General features: G+C 57.8%; 13 protein-coding genes and 1 pseudogene. 5 read left to right on the forward strand and 9 right to left on the reverse strand.

All coding sequences use genetic code 11. From position 1 onward, the window contains the following. Positions 1 to 28: 28 nt before the first annotated feature. Positions 29 to 3,403 (reverse strand): AAA family ATPase, encoded by a 3,375-nt coding sequence (locus BLS26_RS07965; protein WP_172804566.1) that lies wholly within the window; start codon positions 3,401 to 3,403, stop codon positions 29 to 31. 218 nt (positions 3,404 to 3,621) lie between these two features. Between BLS26_RS07965 and BLS26_RS07970 the strand changes: the two genes are divergently transcribed. Then, a complete protein-coding gene (locus BLS26_RS07970) occupies positions 3,622 to 3,933 on the forward strand; it encodes an integrase (RefSeq protein WP_371360792.1) in 312 nt (103 codons plus the stop codon). A gap of 785 nt (positions 3,934 to 4,718) precedes the next feature. On the opposite strand, the gene BLS26_RS35600 is transcribed toward BLS26_RS07970, so the two are convergent. After that, positions 4,719 to 5,021, reverse strand: coding sequence for a hypothetical protein (locus BLS26_RS35600; protein ID WP_157676375.1), 303 nt, complete (start codon positions 5,019 to 5,021; stop codon positions 4,719 to 4,721). An 80-nt stretch (positions 5,022 to 5,101) separates the two neighbouring features. Here BLS26_RS35600 and BLS26_RS07975 point away from each other — a divergent pair, with 80 nt between their 5' ends. Further along, positions 5,102 to 6,385: a cystathionine gamma-synthase family protein gene (locus tag BLS26_RS07975; protein WP_092509944.1), complete on the forward strand. Its 1,284-nt coding sequence runs from the start codon at positions 5,102 to 5,104 to the stop codon at positions 6,383 to 6,385. A 428-nt stretch (positions 6,386 to 6,813) separates the two neighbouring features. Here the strand turns inward: BLS26_RS07975 and BLS26_RS35605 are convergent, their stop codons facing one another. The 3 genes from BLS26_RS35605 to BLS26_RS07985 form a co-directional block, all read right to left on the reverse strand. Continuing rightward, positions 6,814 to 7,122, reverse strand: a complete 309-nt coding sequence (locus BLS26_RS35605) for a hypothetical protein (protein WP_157676376.1) — start codon at positions 7,120 to 7,122, stop codon at positions 6,814 to 6,816. Positions 7,123 to 7,136: 14 nt separating this feature from the next. Then, positions 7,137 to 7,376, reverse strand: a complete 240-nt coding sequence (locus tag BLS26_RS07980; RefSeq protein WP_092509946.1) for a PilZ domain-containing protein — start codon at positions 7,374 to 7,376, stop codon at positions 7,137 to 7,139. A 108-nt stretch (positions 7,377 to 7,484) separates the two neighbouring features. Next, positions 7,485 to 7,706, reverse strand: a complete 222-nt coding sequence (locus BLS26_RS07985; RefSeq protein WP_092509948.1) for a hypothetical protein — start codon at positions 7,704 to 7,706, stop codon at positions 7,485 to 7,487. A 542-nt stretch (positions 7,707 to 8,248) separates the two neighbouring features. On the opposite strand from BLS26_RS07985, the pseudogene BLS26_RS07995 reads away from it, so the two are divergent. Further along, positions 8,249 to 9,196 (forward strand): annotated as a pseudogene (locus BLS26_RS07995) (transposase); the annotation flags it as partial. Positions 9,197 to 9,591: 395 nt separating this feature from the next. Here BLS26_RS07995 and BLS26_RS08000 read toward each other — a convergent pair. Continuing rightward, entirely contained in the window at positions 9,592 to 9,855 is a 264-nt protein-coding gene (locus BLS26_RS08000) for a PilZ domain-containing protein (RefSeq protein WP_092509950.1), read from the reverse strand. Positions 9,856 to 10,969: 1,114 nt separating this feature from the next. Here BLS26_RS08000 and BLS26_RS08005 point away from each other — a divergent pair. Then, on the forward strand, positions 10,970 to 11,224 hold the full coding sequence (locus tag BLS26_RS08005) for a hypothetical protein (protein ID WP_092509952.1): 255 nt from the start codon (positions 10,970 to 10,972) through the stop codon (positions 11,222 to 11,224). A 188-nt stretch (positions 11,225 to 11,412) separates the two neighbouring features. On the opposite strand, the gene BLS26_RS08010 is transcribed toward BLS26_RS08005, so the two are convergent. Next, a complete protein-coding gene (locus tag BLS26_RS08010; RefSeq protein ID WP_092517791.1) occupies positions 11,413 to 12,537 on the reverse strand; it encodes a DUF2336 domain-containing protein in 1,125 nt (374 codons plus the stop codon). Positions 12,538 to 12,895: 358 nt separating this feature from the next. Beyond that, on the reverse strand, positions 12,896 to 13,234 hold the full coding sequence (locus BLS26_RS08015; protein WP_092509954.1) for a GcrA family cell cycle regulator: 339 nt from the start codon (positions 13,232 to 13,234) through the stop codon (positions 12,896 to 12,898). Positions 13,235 to 13,604: 370 nt separating this feature from the next. On the opposite strand from BLS26_RS08015, the gene BLS26_RS08020 reads away from it, so the two are divergent. Continuing rightward, complete coding sequence (locus tag BLS26_RS08020) at positions 13,605 to 14,438, forward strand: glycosyltransferase family 2 protein (protein WP_244541879.1); 834 nt, start codon at positions 13,605 to 13,607, stop codon at positions 14,436 to 14,438. Positions 14,439 to 14,540: 102 nt separating this feature from the next. Here BLS26_RS08020 and BLS26_RS08025 read toward each other — a convergent pair whose 3' ends face one another. Beyond that, complete coding sequence (locus tag BLS26_RS08025; protein WP_092509956.1) at positions 14,541 to 15,734, reverse strand: aspartate kinase; 1,194 nt, start codon at positions 15,732 to 15,734, stop codon at positions 14,541 to 14,543. Positions 15,735 to 16,790: the final 1,056 nt, after the last annotated feature.

The following is a 16,790-nucleotide window of genomic DNA, read 5'->3' on the forward strand; positions in this document are numbered from 1 at the left end:
AATTTCGGAAGTCGCTCGACGGGCTTTATCAAGAAAGCTCGTCGAGCAAGACCTTAGCCTCTCGCAGGTCGCGCGTTCCAAAGCCTTCGGTGAACCAATTGTAGACCGGCGTGAGAACATCACGTGCCCCTTGCCGTTTTCCCCGATCACTCAACAGCCGCGCCATGCTCATCGCCGCGCGCAATTCCCAGGACTTCATCTGCCGCGCTCGCGCGACAGCCAGCGAACGCTCAAAATAGGCTTGGGCCTTGGCCTCGTCTCGCTGGGGCGACCTGAGCGCGATTTCGGCGGCAATGCGATGAACCTCGGCTTCGCACCACCTTTCCTCGCTTGCTTCCATCGCCGTCGTCGCCTCGCCAATACAGCGCCAAGCGTCATCGAATTGGTCGGAATCTGCATAGGCGATCGCCCACATGAACTTGTGTTCCGGCGTAAACAAAGTCGATCCGGTGGACCGCCACAGCTCAATCCCGGACGTCATCATCCCCACGGCGTTAGCGGTTTGCTTGTTGAGGATCAGAACACAAGCGCGCCGAAATATCGCTTCCGCCCTTCGGAACGGAGCGCCTTTCTCCTCCGCCAGGACAACAAATTCTTCAATAAGTTCGTTTGCAGTGTCGTAGTTCCCGCAGTAGGTATTCGCAATAATCGCAAAATTCAGGGCAAGCATCAAAGTGGCAGCCTGTCCCATCTGTCGCGCCTCCACCAGCGCGCAGTTTGCGTCGTTGAGCGCAGCGTCAGGATAGCCAAGTAGCCAGAAGACCATCGATCGAAAGGACAAGCATGTCACCCGACTGTCCGCGGCAAATCGCCCACTCAACCGACGGTGTTCTGTGGGACGGTAAAGGGCGAGCGATTCATCATAGTGAGCTCTGGCCCCAACGACGTCCCCCAAAAACATGAGCGTACTCGCCTTGATGCGGTGCCCGACCATGAGCGGCACGGCAGTGCCCTGCTTCTCCCCAAAAGCTAGAAACTGCTCTGCAAGCCTTCGTGCCACGTCGCCGTTAAAACCTATGAAATTGGCGACCCACTGGCCAAAGAGGGCGGAGAGCAGCAGCGAAGGGTCGTCGAGAGACTCCCCGAACCCTTCGGCCTGCTCGATCAACGCCCTGACCTGCTCCACCGCGGCCCTGGTTTCGGGCGCAGCATACCCTTTGACATGCATGAGCGTGTTCATGAGCGCGACCTGCAGCGTGATCTGCTCGCGACGCAGGTCGGGCGTGCCGGGCAAGATCGCGATCTGCGCTAGAGCATGGCCAAGTTGTTCCGCGGCTTCGACCAGCGCCGAGCGCTCCTGCGACCGCTGCCCCGCTTTGCCCCACAGGCGCGCCGACTTCTCGATCAGGTCGGCCTTTGTGTAGTGACGCGCCAGCAGCTCGGGTTGGCTTTCGACAGTCTCCGCGAACTGACTTTCGAGGATTTCGGCGATGCGCGCATGCAGCGCGCGCCGCGGCTCCCGCAGCAGCGTACCGTAGGCTGCGTCCTGTACCAGCGCATGTTTGAACAGATAGCTCGCATGCGGCGGGGTGCCCCGTCGAAACAGCAAACCGGCAGCAATCAGCCGGTCGAGCGCGGAGTCCAATTCTGCCTCCGGCTTTCGCGCGACCGCAGCCAGAAACGTGTGGCTAAATTCCCGGCCGATCGCTGCGCCCATCTGCGCCACTTCCTTCGCCGGGCCGAGCCGGTCGAGCCGGGCCATCAGCGAAGCCTGCAAGCTTGCCGGAACCGCGAGGGCAGGTGTTGGCGCCCCGGCCACAACTCGCTGCGTTTCGCTCTCTCCTTCCGCGTCCAGCACCGCTTTGGTCATCTCCTCAACGAACAGCGGAATGCCGTCGGTGCGCTCGATGATGTCCTGCCGGATGCCCTCCGGCAGCAATTTGTTCCCAACGACTCCCTCGATGAGAGAGTCGATTTCGCGCCGTGCCAGCCTATTGAGGGTCAAGGCAGTCACGTGCGGCCGCCCGATCCAGAGCGGGCTGAATTCGGGTCTGAATGTAACAAGTATCAGCAGCCGATGGCTCACAGCCAGATCGACCGCTCGGCTGAACAGCTCCAGGCTCGTCGGATCCGTCCAATGCGCATCCTCAAAAATCATGAGCACGGGATTGATCTGCGCCAGCGCCTCGACCTGCGAACCAAGCGCTTCCAGCGTTTTCTGCCGGCGGAGCTGCGGCTCAAGTTCAAGCTGAGGGTAGCGTCCATCGTTGGGCAGCGACAGCATTTCGGCAATCAGCGCCGCGTCCTGAGACGACGTCGAGCTTTGCGCCAGCAGCGCATCGAGCTTGTCGATTCTTGCCTGCGGACTGTCATCGTGCACAAAGCCGGCGGCGCGCATCATGTGGCTGATGACGGGAAAGAGCGCGCTGTCGGTATGCTGCGGCGAGCAGAAATAGCGCAAACGGGTGTGCGGTTCGCGTGCAAGTTCTTCCAATAACGCGGCCGTGAGCCGTGATTTGCCGATGCCCGCCTCACCGGAAAGCAGCACCACCTGACCTTCGCCGCTTTTTGCTCTCGACCACCGGCGAAGCAGCAATTCAAGTTCTTCTTCCCGCCCGACGAGGGCGGTGAGAGTCCCCTCATGCAACGCCTCGAAGCGGCTTTCCACCGAGCTTGGTCGCAGCGCCGCCCACGCGTGCACCGCCCCGGTGATGCCCTTGAGCTCTTTGGCCCCAAGGTCCTGCAGCTCGAACAAATTTCCGACAAGCCTGCGTGTGTGTTCGGCTAACACCACCGTGTTGGGCGCTGCGATACTTTGTAACCGGGCAGCAAGGTTTGGAGTCTCGCCGATAATGCCGCGCTCCTGCGCCTCGCCAGACCCGACCAGATCGCCCACCACCACAAGTCCGGTGGCTATGCCGACGCGCACTTGCAGGAGAACCGGGGCCTTGAGGGAAGCCACCCCTTGAATCAGGTCCAATCCGGTCCTTACCGCGCGCTCTGCATCATCCTCGTGCGCCTGTGGATAGCCAAAATAAATGAGCACGCCATCGCCCATATATTTCGCCACGAAACCGGCGAAGCGACGTACCGTTTCGGCGACGCTCTGCTGATAGGCGAAAACGATCTCACGCAAATCCTCAGGATCCATACGCGCGGAGAGCGCCGTCGAACCGACAAGGTCCGCGAACATCACGGTGACCTGGCGGCGTTCCGCAGTGTCCTTGGCGGCCTTTTCGGTGGCCAGAGGAGCTTCGGACAGCGGCGCTGGTGCGCTCGCGTCAGCGCGCAACGCGGCGATTGCGTCGAGCAGCTTACGGCGATGCCCGACAAATCCGACACCAAGGTCCTTTAGATCCTCCGCCGTCAAACTTGGCAGGACCGTGTCGTCGATCTCATTCTCGCGGAATGCCGCCTCATATTGTTCGAGGCCAAGCCTCCGCAGCCAACCTCCGACGTCCATGACAGCGCCCCGGCTTCGCCTTGCGCGGCATGATCCTCCAGGCGAGACAGCCTGTCTAGGGTATCGTTTTTTGAATGACCGGTTTGGGTCAATCGCTACACCGGACTTGCCGCCAAGCCGACCTCGGAGTCCGCTTTCGCCCGAAAACAGACCTAATTTCATAACCTAACCTGGTGGCCCATGCTTCTCACTCTGTAACCGAGCCGAGGAGTATGACCATGCAGGATCAGGTGAATACTGTCCCAGCGCCCAAGCGAGTGCCCTGGAACAAGGCGAAGCTGACCGGGGCGAAGCCACCGTTGCGTCCTAAGCACGTCTGGTCGATCCGGACGAAACTCCAGATCGAGGGCCGCGCTCGCGATCTGGCCATGTTCAATTTGGCAATCGACAGCAAGCTTCGCGGCTGTGATGTCGTCGCCATCCGGGTCGAGGACGTCGCCGACGGCCGAAGACGGGCGGACGACGCCGGAAATAAAAAAGCCAGGCATTTGCGCGCTGCGGCCTACCGGGCTCAAAATGCTTTCATATGAAAAAGCTCGACCCGCCAGCCCCGGTACTTCCAAGACTGAACCGAAAATCTCACGCTGTGGAGTCTCAAGTTTAGTTCCGAGCGAGGAACGCGCGGGGTGTTGCGAAACTACGACAGCATTAAGGGCGAACAACTCGCTTCGTCTCGCCAAGCGCGCACAGGGGCCTCTACGTCTGAGGTTTTTCTGATGTTGGGTTTGGTCCGTCGTCCACGCGCCACAGCGGTCATGGTTGGAAATATGCACCCTTTGCTCGCATGGGATGCCTTTCTGCTGTGACGCCATGGAAGCGGAATGAAGGTTGGCGATATCTTGCTTGTTGAGCGCGACAACGGGGCTGGGATGACTGTGCGCTACTTGTTGCCCCGCGCCAACTGCGGCGGCCTAAATGTGAATGCCGAGCTGCGCAAGGATAGGACGAGCCATTCGCACAGCCGCGAGCGTGTAGTGCCCCCCGTTGAAGTTGGCATCCACAACCCACAAAGCGACTACGGCAATAACGGCAGCCAAAAAGGCTTTCATAAGTTATCTACGCTTCGAGGGGCCGTATGGTTTTGCCAGCGGCCTTACGGAACGTCCCATTCAACGCGGTTGCACTTGTAGCACCGGAACACCTTGATCAGAGGCTTGGCCCCAATAGCGGGCAGTTTGCCCAATGGCTGCATGTGGGCGTGGCAGTTCTCGCACTCGCGGGCGTCCCGGGTCTGTTCGGCCATCCTGAAAGGATGGACCTGAAACCGGTCGGAACAATGAAGATTGGCCCCGTACGACTACTGCCACTCAGGCGGCTAGGGGAAATAGAAAAGCCGCCCCTCTGAGAAAGGCGGCTTTCCAACTGAGGTCATCACCAGCCATGATGATGATCGATTGGCTTTACCCGGCACCGGATAACCAGACATCTTCGAAACCGGTTGGCATTTTTCAAACGTACCGAGAGCGAACCAGGCGCTGTCCCAACTTGATCTTCCAGGACAGAAGCCAGCAGCCTGGATGAGCGCTGCGAAATCTGCCTCGGGCGCGGTGAAATCAGTCCCGGATGTTGCTACGCTGATCCTGGCAACCTTGACTGGAGCCGTTGGATGCCGTCGCATCCACCGCTCCTGATCGCATCGTCGTTGCGGAAGACCCCCAACGCAGGGCTACGTTCCGAATCCAGACAGCGAGGCACGCCATGGTGAAACCGTTTCCGTCGAAGACCCACATCGGCAACCACATGCTGCATCCCGAAACGCTCATGCTGAACTACGGTTACGATCCGCAATTGTCGGAAGGAGCCGTCAAACCACCGGTCTTTCTGACCTCAACCTTCGTCTTCAGGACCGCCGAAGACGGACAGGATTACTTCGATTTCGTCTCGGGTCGGCGCGAGCCTCCCGAGGGGATGGGTGCGGGCCTGGTTTATTCGCGGTTCAATCATCCCAACAGCGAGATCGTCGAGGACAGGCTCTCTGTCTACGAGCGCACCGAGAAATGCGCGCTGTTCTCGTCCGGCATGGCGGCGATTGCGACCACGATCCTCGCGTTCGCCCGCCCTGGCGACGTCATTCTGCACTCTCAACCGCTCTATGGCGGGACGGAAACTCTGTTAGCAAAGACGCTTGCGGGCCTCTCCATCGGAGCGGTGGGCTTTGCCGGCGGCATCGACGAAGCCGCAGTCAGACTGGCGGCGGAGGACGCCCTGCGCAAAGGCCGGGTAGCGATGATTTTCATCGAAACCCCGGCAAATCCCACCAACGGCCTAGTCGATATCGCGATGGTCCGCCGCGTCGCCGAGGTGATCGGCCAGGCTCAGGGGCACACGCCGATCGTCGCCTGCGACAATACGCTGCTCGGGCCGGTGTTTCAGCGGCCGATCGAACACGGCGCGGATCTTTCGTTGTACTCGCTAACCAAATATATCGGCGGTCATTCCGACTTGATCGCGGGCGCTGCGCTCGGCTCAAGAGCCCTCATGAAAGACGTCAAAGCGTTGCGAGGCGCCATCGGCACCCAACTGGACCCCCATTCCTGCTGGATGATCAGCCGGTCGCTCGAAACACTGAGCATCCGCATGGAAAAAGCTGACAGAAACGCGCGGCTCGTGGCGGATTACCTGCGCGACCACGCCAAGGTCGCGAAGGTCCATTACCTTGCTCACCACGAAGAGGCCTCCCCCGCCGGCCGTCTGTTCGCGAGGCAGTGCACCGGCGCGGGCTCCACGTTCTCGTTCGACATTGTCGGCGGCCAAGCTGCCGCATTCAAATTCTTGAACGCGCTGCAAATCTTCAAGCTGGCGGTGAGCCTGGGCGGCACCGAGTCGCTTGCCAGCCTGCCCGCAAGCATGACCCACTCCGGCGTTCCGGCTGACATCCGCCAAAAAATAGGTGTTCTCAACTCCACGATCCGGCTGTCGATCGGCATCGAACACCCGTCCGATCTGATCGCGGACATCACGCAGGCTTTGAACGAGGCATAGCTGCACTCCTTGCTGAGAACCGTGTAAGAACCGACTGCGGCCTTTGAAAGCGGACGTGTAGGTCTGCCCTGTGCCATTAACTGCCAAAATATGACGTCAGCGGTTAGTCTGCTCTTCCCTCAACAGTACCTGCTTGGTACGCGGTCAACGACTATCCAACACGCTTACCCGCAGACACCGAGAGACGCATCACCTATGGTGCACGCGCGCATGCGATAAAGGGGCACGTGCCAAAGTAACTGAGGCAGCTCTGGGTCAATCTCGACATTCTGACCATGCGCCTATCGCTCCGGTCTACCCCCGGAAGCAGACAAGTTCAGGGCCGGTAGGCACTTCGCAAAAGTGCCAAACTCGGACATCGTGGACGCAACTCGCTCAAATAAACAGGCTGTCAAAAAGAAAAAACCGCCCGGAGGCAACTTCTCAATTCAAACTTGATGTAATTTTTTGGTCAGTTCGTCTTTGATTTCTCGTGCCTGTTCTTCGGTGAACCCTACCGCTGGTCGGCCGCCTTCCAAGCTTGCCGGGCCTCGGCCATGCCTGTCCCAAACCATCCAGTGCGTGGTTCCTTTCCTTACAAGATAGCGCGTCAAATAAGGGGTTTGGTCAGTCATTTTTCCCTCAGCTCCACGGCGATTATTCATCGATCCATTGACCGATTTGCTGCATCCCACCGTCGTCGCTTCGTAAATTTCGCCCGCATCTTTCTTAAGCATATTTTCGAGAAGGCTAGTCACCTAATGGCGCCGGCCTAATCGAAAGCGACGCCGATCCGGAAATCTCTGCGCCAGACCACATGGCAAGGAAGTTTCAATCCGTGATCCGGTATTGCTAATGTAAATGTCGCCGGGATCTCCCTTTGATCGGAGACCTCGATTGCCGCGCCAGTGATCGATAGGTCGCGGACCGTACAAGGAATTTTGTCGCCGCCGTACTCGATCTTGGCAGGCTTCATCACACGGTGACGGGGTGCAATCCTGGTTTCGGCCACTCGAATAGCTCTCAAGAGTACGAGAATTGTTGTTCGAAATAGCAGTCCTTGAATGGGTCGAAGATTTGGCGAGGGATTGATGAACTGATCAGCTCAAGGCCCCAGCAATCACTCCCAATCACTTCCGTATTCTTCGGTCTTTTGACTGATCCAAAGCAAAGCAGCCCTGCAATCGAACCAAACCAGCCGCTCTTCTTCGGCGCCGCCGTCAGACGTCATGTGCAGAAGAAACTCGTTCTCGCCGATCCTTAAAAGGGTATCGCGCGCCTGTTGTTCTACAAGCGTTTTGGTATCAAGAAATGGATAGGTGCGAGAAGAAATAAGTTGCATGACGAATCGATGCCGTCAAAAAAAATGACTTATCCCACTATGTAGGCGAACGGTTAAGAAGCCCTGAAGGTAACTAGTTTGCACGGGAGAAAGCGCTCTTCGCCAACAAGAAATGGCCGACCGCTCTGGCTCAATTGCGCATCCGGCACCGGCGGGTCGATGTCCGCTCTGGGGGTCAAAAGCTGAAGTCGGCTAGCCGACGGCGACTTCCGCTTATCCGACACATCCAGCACTGTACAGGGGCGTCGCCAGGTACCGTCGATTGCCATCATGTTGGCGGTAATCCCCTTCTCAAATACGACCCGACGTGCCTTGCGCTGCTCCATGCCGACGAACCGCCGAATTGAAAACACCGGATCTGCGACAGGTTTCCTTACGTAATACCCTCGCGGGACCTTGGGGTCGAACCGCGATCAGTCAATAGGCTAACTAATGGCAGTTAATGATTGGTCGAAGCCCGAACGTAAGCTTGGGGGCTCTCCTTTGTGAATTAATTCTGCCGATTTTCGATAGCGATTGGGGATCGGTTTCGGTGATGGGCACCTCACTATTCGTCGATGGGTCGCCCGTCGATCGATCCGGAATTGATGATCCGGATGCTGGTCGTGGGGTATGTGTTTGCGATCCGCTCGGAGCGGCTGATTTGCCGTGAAGTGCAGGTGAACTTGGCCTATCGCTGGTTCTGCAAGCTCGGTATCGAGGACGCTATCCCGGATCATTCGGCATTTTCGCGCGCCTGCAACGAGCGTTTTCGTGAAGGGGATGTTTTCCGCGGGATGTTTGAGCGGGTCGTCGAGGCGTGCATCGCGGCCGGTCTGGTTGGCGGCGAAGGCTTTGCCGTCGATGCGAGCCTGATCCAGGCAGATGCCAACAAGCAGCGCTCGATTGCGGGTCAGGACTGGCGCAGGGACCGCGATCCCAAGAGATCCAGCCGCGCGGTGAGGGAGTATCTGACGACCCTCGACGATACGGCGTGGGGAGCCGCCAGCGACGTTGTGCCGAAGTTCGTCTCGCCATCCGACCCTGCGGCCCAGTGGACCGGAGCGCACAAGGGGCCGGCATTCTTCGCTTACTCCGACAACTATCTCATCGACGTGAAGTTCGGCGTCATCGTTGACGTCGAGGCCTCCCGCTCCATTCGCCAGGCCGAGGTCGGAGCGGCGAGGACTATGATTGAGCGAACGGAGGAGCGCTTTGGTCTCAAGCCGGAGCGGCTTGTCGGGGATACCGCCTGCGGGGCGGCTCCGATGCTGAATTGGCTGGTCGAGGAGAAGGGTATCGCGCCACATATCCCTGTGTTCGACAAGTCGAAGCGAGATGATGGCACCTTCTCGCGCGGCGACTTTCGATACGATCCGACCAGCGACGTCTACCACTGCCCGGGCGGAAAGCGGCTCGGAACGAGCGGCACCGTGCACGAGGGCAAGACGCTTCTGTATCGCGCCAGCAAGCTCGACTGCGATCTATGCCCACTCAAACCGCAGTGCTGCCGGGCCCGGTACTTCCAAGATTGAACCGAAAATCTCCCACTGCGGAGTCTCAGGTTAAGTTCCGGGCGAGGAACACGCGGGGTGTTGCGAAACTACGACAGCACTAAGGGCGAACAACTCGCTTCGTCTCGCCCAGCGCGCGCAGGGCCTCTACGCCTGAGGTTTTCTGATGTTGGGTTTGGTCCAGGTCGCCGCCCGCGCGCCACAGCGGTCATGGTTGGAAATATGCACCGACCAGCCGAGGCTGAGGTCCGGTTGGGGTCAATCGCGTCGGATTGAGCCTTCGCCATCCAATTCCGGTCCGCCCAGAGCGGACATCGCCATGCCGCCCGGCAAGTTGACCAAGCCGGGCGGGTAGTTTTGGTTGGGGTCGGCCGGTTGAGCCGAGTACTCGGCTACGCGACGTTCGGCTCGTTCAATCGATCGAACGTAACGCCCAAACACCTTGGCTTGCGCCAAACAACGTAGCAGTGCTGGCTGAGATGACCATTAGCCATCAGCAATGTAATCTCGTGGGGGACTGAAGCGGCGCTTGAGACGTCCAAAGCCGCGCCAATGGCGGAAATATTTCGAATCGTACAACTGACCTCGCCGCCGTCAAACGCAATGGTCGCGTTCCGCTTTACGCTATGTCGCGGCATTGTTCGGCGCTCGACCATAGTTCGAGTCTGCCGCGAAACCGTCAAAACTTGCTGAACGGCACTATTACATTTGGTTGGAAACCCCGGAACCCGTCTGGGCCTCGTCAAAATCCCCGCTCTGGGTACCTGCTCAAGTCCGTTCGGAGTCAAAAGTTGCCCTGACGGCCCCGAAATCCGACTACCGTTCTATCCTGACAACAATAATGCCTACGCGACCCGCTATTTCGGTTTCGTGCCAAACTCGGAAGAAGGCAGGGTGAAGCAAATCTCGTCCGAGATGCCCTGATTTCTTGTGCAGGTCAAACCAGCTTGAACCCTAACCTTCGCGTTCGAATGGCTACTTAGGGACCCGCCAGGATTAGCTTGCATCGGCTAGGGGGCAATCCAAACTCCCACGCCAATCATCGCCAGGGCTACAATGACAATGAAGAGATCGGTCTGGAGCCAGGCAGGAATGCGATTCTGGGTCATAGCTGCGATCCTCCGCGCCCCGCTGAACTTTTATCAAGACCACGTTACGCTGATGTGTGAGGCATTTCACACATGACACAATATTTATCGAGCAAAGCTAACCTTTCAGAAATATCTCGCCTTCCTTGCGTCTGGGCATGCACTGCAATTGCGCTAGCGATCAGCGGCCATACAATACCGCCTCCGACGAGAGCCATGAAAGCGCGTCGTTTCCCAAGCTCAATGTGGTTATCCGCCGACTTGAGAGCTAAGCACTAGCTGTCAAAACGAAGGCCTCAACCCACGGCTGAGAGCAACGCGCGCCCGACGCGCGAAGAGCTCGCCACGGATCGTCGGGCAAACAGCCGCGTGGGGGAACAAAAGTCAGCGAAATTGATTGAGGTTGAAGACTAAGCCAACCAGCGCGGCGCGTAGGGGACCGATGGGAGTGACTTGTCGGGCTCTGGCTGAAGGCGAAGGTCACCAGTAATGCCGAAAGAGCGCAAGGGTGCGCCTCCACCAGGTCGCGGTTTCTGGATCTTTATAGCTTGTTGCGCCTTGGGCGCGATTACCCTCGTGGCCCTTTTGCTTGGCGGTGAAATTCAAGGTGAACGCGTCGGACCCAATATCGAACACCAGTCGAAATGATTGACCAGGCCACACCTTAACGACGAGAATTGCGATGGCGAAAACGCCAGGCAAACATGAACCGATTAAATCGATCTCCAAAGAGGAACGCGAAGCTCGCAAGGCGTTTCGTCAAGCCGATGCCACAACGGCAATGAATGAGCACGATACTGCGCAGAACGCATTTGCTAAAAATCACGAGCGGCTAAAGGCAGAGCGCTTGGTACGGGAGGCCGCCGCGCCGCCTGCAGCAGCAACAAAACCAAAGCCTAAAAGGAAGGAAACAGCCAAGCATCGCCCGGTCGATTGATGAAACGAAAGTTGCAAAAGCCGCTAAGCGCGAATGGACTGAAGATGGACTTCGTAATCTGCGGCGACTTGCGAACCAGGAAGTCGGTCTCGGGCAATCGCAAGGCTCACCCTGGACGGCGGACGACGCGTCACGAAGGTGACGCTGGTCACCTAAATGGCGTGCGAATAAAGGTCGCGCTTGATTTCTCAGTGTGTGTGAAGTTGAGGCAGATGGCGCTGTTCCGAATCGGCCGCCGACGTGTTCTTGCGCGATTTATAGAAACGAAGGACTGTCCGTGACGTCTCGGTGTTGAGGCGTGAAAACTCTTCTCGCATATGATCCAGGTCTAGCGCAGAGATCCGATGATCTTTTGCAGCAAGAAAGAGAAGAGACATCGTCGTCACCCACTCAAAGTTGAGGGCTTTGCCGAGGATCATAATCATCTCTCGGCTAGTATCAAGAAGCGCTCGCTCCACCACGTCCACCGGCAAAGAGCATAGTATTGAAAGTCCGACTGTGGTTTCTTCGAATTTGTGGAAACGGGCATATTCCAGAATGCTGCTTTCATTCAAATCGCCACGTCCATGCCGGGCCGCTACGAGCTTCTTTGCATTAAAGTAACTCATCGAAGCCGGGCCGAACTTTGACTGGAGCGCCCCGGTGACGTCGATTACCGAGGTCTGAATTTGGCTCCATAGATCTGGACGCTCCCACTCAAGTTTTCGCCTTACATCGTCCGATGCTTTTGCAATCAATTGCTGGAAAATATGTCTCGGAATGTCCTTCCGAAGGCCGAGTTGTTCGGCGAGAATTGAATCGGCCTCTGAGCGCTTGATCATATGCAAAAAGCCGAAATCAGAAAACCGAGCACCGTCGTTCGTCGCAACTGAATTCACGACCTCCCGGTTGCCTCGCGTTACGAGTTCGTCCGTTACCACGACGGGAAGAGAATGTCGTTTGGTGATTGCTAGAAGGTGCGACTGGCCTTTGGTTCTGATATTTGAGACCAACGTCTTGGCATCGAGCCGAGTGGAGTGCTGAAGCATCGGGCCAGCAACTTCAATGGAATTGTCAAAAGCAAGTTTCTTGACGAGGTTTATGGAGGCATTGTCGGTGCGGAGCAGTCGCTTGGCGAGCTGCGCTCGAGCGGCCACTTCAATTTCGTCTGCCAATCGTCCGATGACCTCGCCGAAAATCCAAATCTCGTCCTCAGTATACCGGCCGGCTATCAGCAAATCGGTAGCATGCCAAAGCGCTCGCAGCCGGCTCTCGGCCGATCCTCGCGAGACGGCCTCCTCTAGCTCCTGCAGAAATGACCCTGATTCAATCATTTGGCCCAGCATCCAAGAATGCTTCGGCCGTTCCAATTTCAGGGAGGAGCCAGCCGACGAAATTTCCGCAAATAATCGCTTCAAAAATCGTATTAGCCGCCGAAGCAGCCGTGCAACCACAATCTCATGCTGGATCTTGACCGCCAAAAGTAACGCTTGGGTAAACGTGACACGGGCCAACGACCGCCTTGGGCTCACCCGGCCCGGAAAACATCGGCCGGAGTTCAGGTTTGGATTGGTAAACTAGGTGTTATCGAAGAAATCGGCCAGTGGCCGAGAAGTCCACAACTCCCCTACGCACCACCGCCTGCGCGGCCAGGCCCTCGCAATGGCTCAGAGTCAGCAAGAGTTGAATGCGTCATCGAGGCAGTCGCGCCGTGTTAGCGATGGCCTCAGCCAAAATTGTCTTCAACTGCGATCTGCTGAATTCCTCAGGCTGCCCCACCACAGCCCTCCGCGACACTTTCTTTGCCACCGGGCGGGCACAGGCGGCTAATAACGCCAGTCTTCGCTTCGGCACCGGCCTTATCCTGGGTTTTGCTGTTGGCGGCTTGTGACTACGTTTCAGGCCCAAACGAGTTAGCTTGGCGCTGACTGCGTTGCGGCTGCATCCGACACGACGCGCGATCTGTGCCGCGCTCTGCCCCACAGCCCAGAGTTCTTTGAGCAGTGCCAGATGTTTCGCATCCCAGCCCATGGGGATACTATACGCCGACTGTCAACCACAGACTAGCCGTCTTTCGGGTTGCCAGGAGCTACAGCACCGGGGTGCGTGGGTTGCTCACTCCGCTACAGCCAGCCGATAATCTCGTCGGTCGACACAATGAATCGATCAGGGAATCTATCATGGCACGTCCATGGCGAGGTGCCTGAGGCATACGAGCCGCCTTGGGCCACAGGCGACATTCCATATTTCGGACGCCTCGCCCGACAGCGCCGCGGGGTAACTTTTCTGCAACCTCTCGCTGGCGGCTTCCCGCCGGCAACATTAGCCCTGCGATTCTTAATCCTTGCCGTTGCTGCGGCCGCCCACCATCATGGTGCCAATTCTTTATCGGAACCAGGTGATGACGATGCCGGGCACGAGTAGTTGGCAGCTCCGCGACGGCGAGCAAATCGTTGCTTGCAATACAAGCCTGTTCGGTCAAAAGCACTTTTTGATCGGAATCACCCGCGTTCGCAATGAGGCGCCTATTCTCCGAGACACGCTGAACTACGTCGGCAATCACGTCGATGCGATAGTCGCCTATGATGACGCCAGCACGGATCGAACGCTGGAGATTCTTCGCGAACACCCAAAAGTCGCTCTGATTGTGACAAATCGGTCGTGGGAAGCGGACATCGAGGCACGCCGGATTGCCGAGGGGCGACATCGCGGGCTTTTGCTTGAGACGGCGCGCGAACATCTGCAGTTCGACTGGATATTTTGCTTCGACCCGGATGAGCGCGTTACCGGAGATCTACGCGGATTCATGGAAGGGACGCATTCCAGCGATTACGACGGCGTGCGGATTCAATTGTTCGACGCCTATATGACACCTGGCGATCATGCACCCTATCAAGCCGATCGCGAACTATTGGGTTTTCGTCGTTTCTTCGGCCCGGAACGGCGAGACATTCTGATGTTGTGGCGAAACCGGTTGGAGTTCATCTTCGCGAAGCGAGAACCGGCCGGCGTAGAACACGTGCGGACCGGTCTCTATTGCCAACACTATGGTAAGTCGTTGTCGGTCGACCATTGGGAAGAGACCTGCGACTACTACATACGACACTTTCCGTTCGATACCTACGGACGAAAATGGCTCGAGCGCAAAGGTCGAGCAATCCACACCCAATCTGACTTCATGCGCCCCTTGTACGAGTGGGGTGACACGCTGTTCGCGAATGCGGTTGAGATGTGACCTGTCCGAAAATCGCCCCGCGCCCATATGACCGCTCGGTTGACAGGCTAACGCCAAGTTTCTCACACAGAGCGCCGCAATATTTTTGGGCGAAACGGTTAGCTAGACCAGCGAATGCAACGCCTTGACCGCTGCCTCGCGCCTCCCGACAGGAACAAACAGATTCACCGAATGCGGTGACAAAACATATTCTTCGGCGATGATCCCGTGACTTTGCAGAATCTGAATAGCCTTGAATGGCAAGTCTGAAGAAACGCCGCCGAAGCATGTGAGGCTCACCGAACTCAGGGGCTCGCGCTGTTTGCGCAAGTCCTTGCTCCTCTCCAGCGTGCGCAGCAAGGTGTCGAGCGATTCCGAATCGGAAGTCATCATGATGCGGGTTTTTCCGGCGGTGAAAGTCGAGGCGAGGAGTTGCGGCCAAGATAAGCCGTTTTGTTTAAGATGCTGCGCGAATTTCTCAAAGCCTTGATTGAGATCTGCCGAATCGATCTCCACATGCTCAATGCGAGCCATCGAGTTGACGGCCAAAACTTTTCCGCTTTCCATCCCCATAACCTCTCGCTTCACTTGCGTGCTGTGTTCAGCACCGCCCAACTTTTTTAAAACCAACGGAACGTTTTGGCTTTGTGCCAGCTCCACGCTGCGAAAATGCAGGACCTTGGCGCCCCAAAAACACATTTCGGATAGCGATGCAAAATCCAGCTGACGCAAGGGTTTTGAATTCGCCACGATGCGCGGATCGGCCGAGCAAACACCGTCGACCTCCTTGATGATCTCACAGTACTCGGCTTTTAGCGCCGCGGCCATGGCGACCGCAGTGGTGTCGCTGCCACCTCGACCCAGCGTGGTGATTTCATTGGTCACCGGATTCACGCCCTGAAAGCCGGCCAAAACGACGATGCGCCCGCGATCGAGTTCTTCGCGCACGCGAATGGGCCGCACATCCAAAATGCGCGCGGAGGAGTGGGATTCGTCGGTCATCACTCCGGCTTGGCTGCCGGTAAAACTAATAGCAGGCACGCCGAAATCGGACAGCGCCATGCTCATTAAAGACATACTGATGCGCTCACCGGTGGTTAGCAACATGTCGAGTTCACGGCGATTGGGATGCCGGCATACTTGATAAGCCATCTTAACAAGTTCGTCGGTAGTCTTACCCATCGCTGAAACGATCGCTACAACCCGATGACCGCGCCTGTGCAGGTCGGCGAGACTGCTCGCCACCACGCGGATTTTTTCCGGGGTTTCAAGGCAGGCGCCGCCGTATTTTTGCACAATGACAGGATTGTTGCGCATACTACTTACAGAAATACCCCGGAAGAGCCTTGCGCGCCAGCGCGAACAAACTGCGACACGCGCGGCTGCAAGCCTTTAGCAGGAAACAGTCCGCTTTGGGGATGCCGGCCCAGGATTCGCAAACCAGATGTTATGGAAGGACTCGGCCAATGGCCCGCATAGCCGCTGGCGGTCGACCCGCCATTGTCCGCCAGCGGCCAAAACTTCTTAAGATTTCCTTTAGTCCTAGGCATGATCATCGATGACCGCAGAGGGTCGCGATCATGCAGGTCCAGCCATCAAACAGTTTTGAACATATCGGCTCGCTTGAAGACGGGCCGGGCGGTCAACCGCCGTCACCCCCCGCGGACGTGGATTTGTCGGACTACCTCAGTCCTATTCGGGAAGACACGTTGCAACTTCTGAGGCCCAACGCCGGCCCGGTATATGTTCTTTGCTTTGCGGTGGCGGGCGCGCTTGCGCTGGGGTTTGGGCTGGGATGGGCAAGCGGCTCGAGCTGGTACGGCACTCCAACCGTCATCGCCTCTATAGCACAACCAAATACGTCTCCGCCTCGAACCGAAATGAAGTCGGCTCCCAAGCCTGAAGGCGCTCGGAAGCAGGCGGCGCTTGGTACGGGTTCGCCCAAGGCTCCAAATTTATCGACGGGCTCCGTGCTCCGCTCTGATGGACAGACTTCCAGAACGGCCGCTACCTCTCTCCCCCTAGATCTGCCCACCGGCTCGATTGCCTCCCGCGAACCACTTTACCCGGCACCGGAGACCCGCCCGGCTACGATCGCGGGCTGGACAGTTCGCGACGTTAGAGGTGGAACAGCCGTCCTCGAGGGACCGGATGGAATCCGGTCAGCAACGGTTGGTGACACCGTGCCAGGTGTTGGCCAAATTGAATCGATCGTGCGCTGGGGCAACCGCTGGATCGTCGCCACGGCCAACGGGTTGATCGCCACACCCTAGCCATACACGCCGAACCGAGAATGCTATTCCGTTAACCTTGCTCAAAAGCCTTACGCGAGTGCATGGGATTTTTGCCCCATCGCCGCGAAGCTGCCTCACT

It is taken from the genome of Afipia sp. GAS231 (assembly GCF_900103365.1).
Classification (GTDB): domain Bacteria; phylum Pseudomonadota; class Alphaproteobacteria; order Rhizobiales; family Xanthobacteraceae; genus Bradyrhizobium.

Bases quoted from the DNA above. Each gene is read 5' to 3' on its own strand.
- BLS26_RS07965 (WP_172804566.1), bottom strand. From the start codon at position 3,403: ATGGACGTCGGAGGTTGGCTGCGGAGGCTTGGCCTCGAACAATATGAG.
- BLS26_RS07970 (WP_371360792.1), top strand. From the start codon at position 3,622: ATGCAGGATCAGGTGAATACTGTCCCAGCGCCCAAGCGAGTGCCCTGG.
- BLS26_RS35600 (WP_157676375.1), bottom strand. From the start codon at position 5,021: ATGCGACGGCATCCAACGGCTCCAGTCAAGGTTGCCAGGATCAGCGTA.
- BLS26_RS07975 (WP_092509944.1), top strand. From the start codon at position 5,102: ATGGTGAAACCGTTTCCGTCGAAGACCCACATCGGCAACCACATGCTG.
- BLS26_RS07985 (WP_092509948.1), bottom strand. From the start codon at position 7,706: ATGCAACTTATTTCTTCTCGCACCTATCCATTTCTTGATACCAAAACG.
- BLS26_RS08000 (WP_092509950.1), bottom strand. From the start codon at position 9,855: ATGGTCGAGCGCCGAACAATGCCGCGACATAGCGTAAAGCGGAACGCG.
- BLS26_RS08005 (WP_092509952.1), top strand. From the start codon at position 10,970: ATGGCGAAAACGCCAGGCAAACATGAACCGATTAAATCGATCTCCAAA.
- BLS26_RS08010 (WP_092517791.1), bottom strand. From the start codon at position 12,537: ATGATTGAATCAGGGTCATTTCTGCAGGAGCTAGAGGAGGCCGTCTCG.
- BLS26_RS08015 (WP_092509954.1), bottom strand. From the start codon at position 13,234: ATGGGCTGGGATGCGAAACATCTGGCACTGCTCAAAGAACTCTGGGCT.
- BLS26_RS08020 (WP_244541879.1), top strand. From the start codon at position 13,605: ATGACGATGCCGGGCACGAGTAGTTGGCAGCTCCGCGACGGCGAGCAA.
- BLS26_RS08025 (WP_092509956.1), bottom strand. From the start codon at position 15,734: ATGCGCAACAATCCTGTCATTGTGCAAAAATACGGCGGCGCCTGCCTT.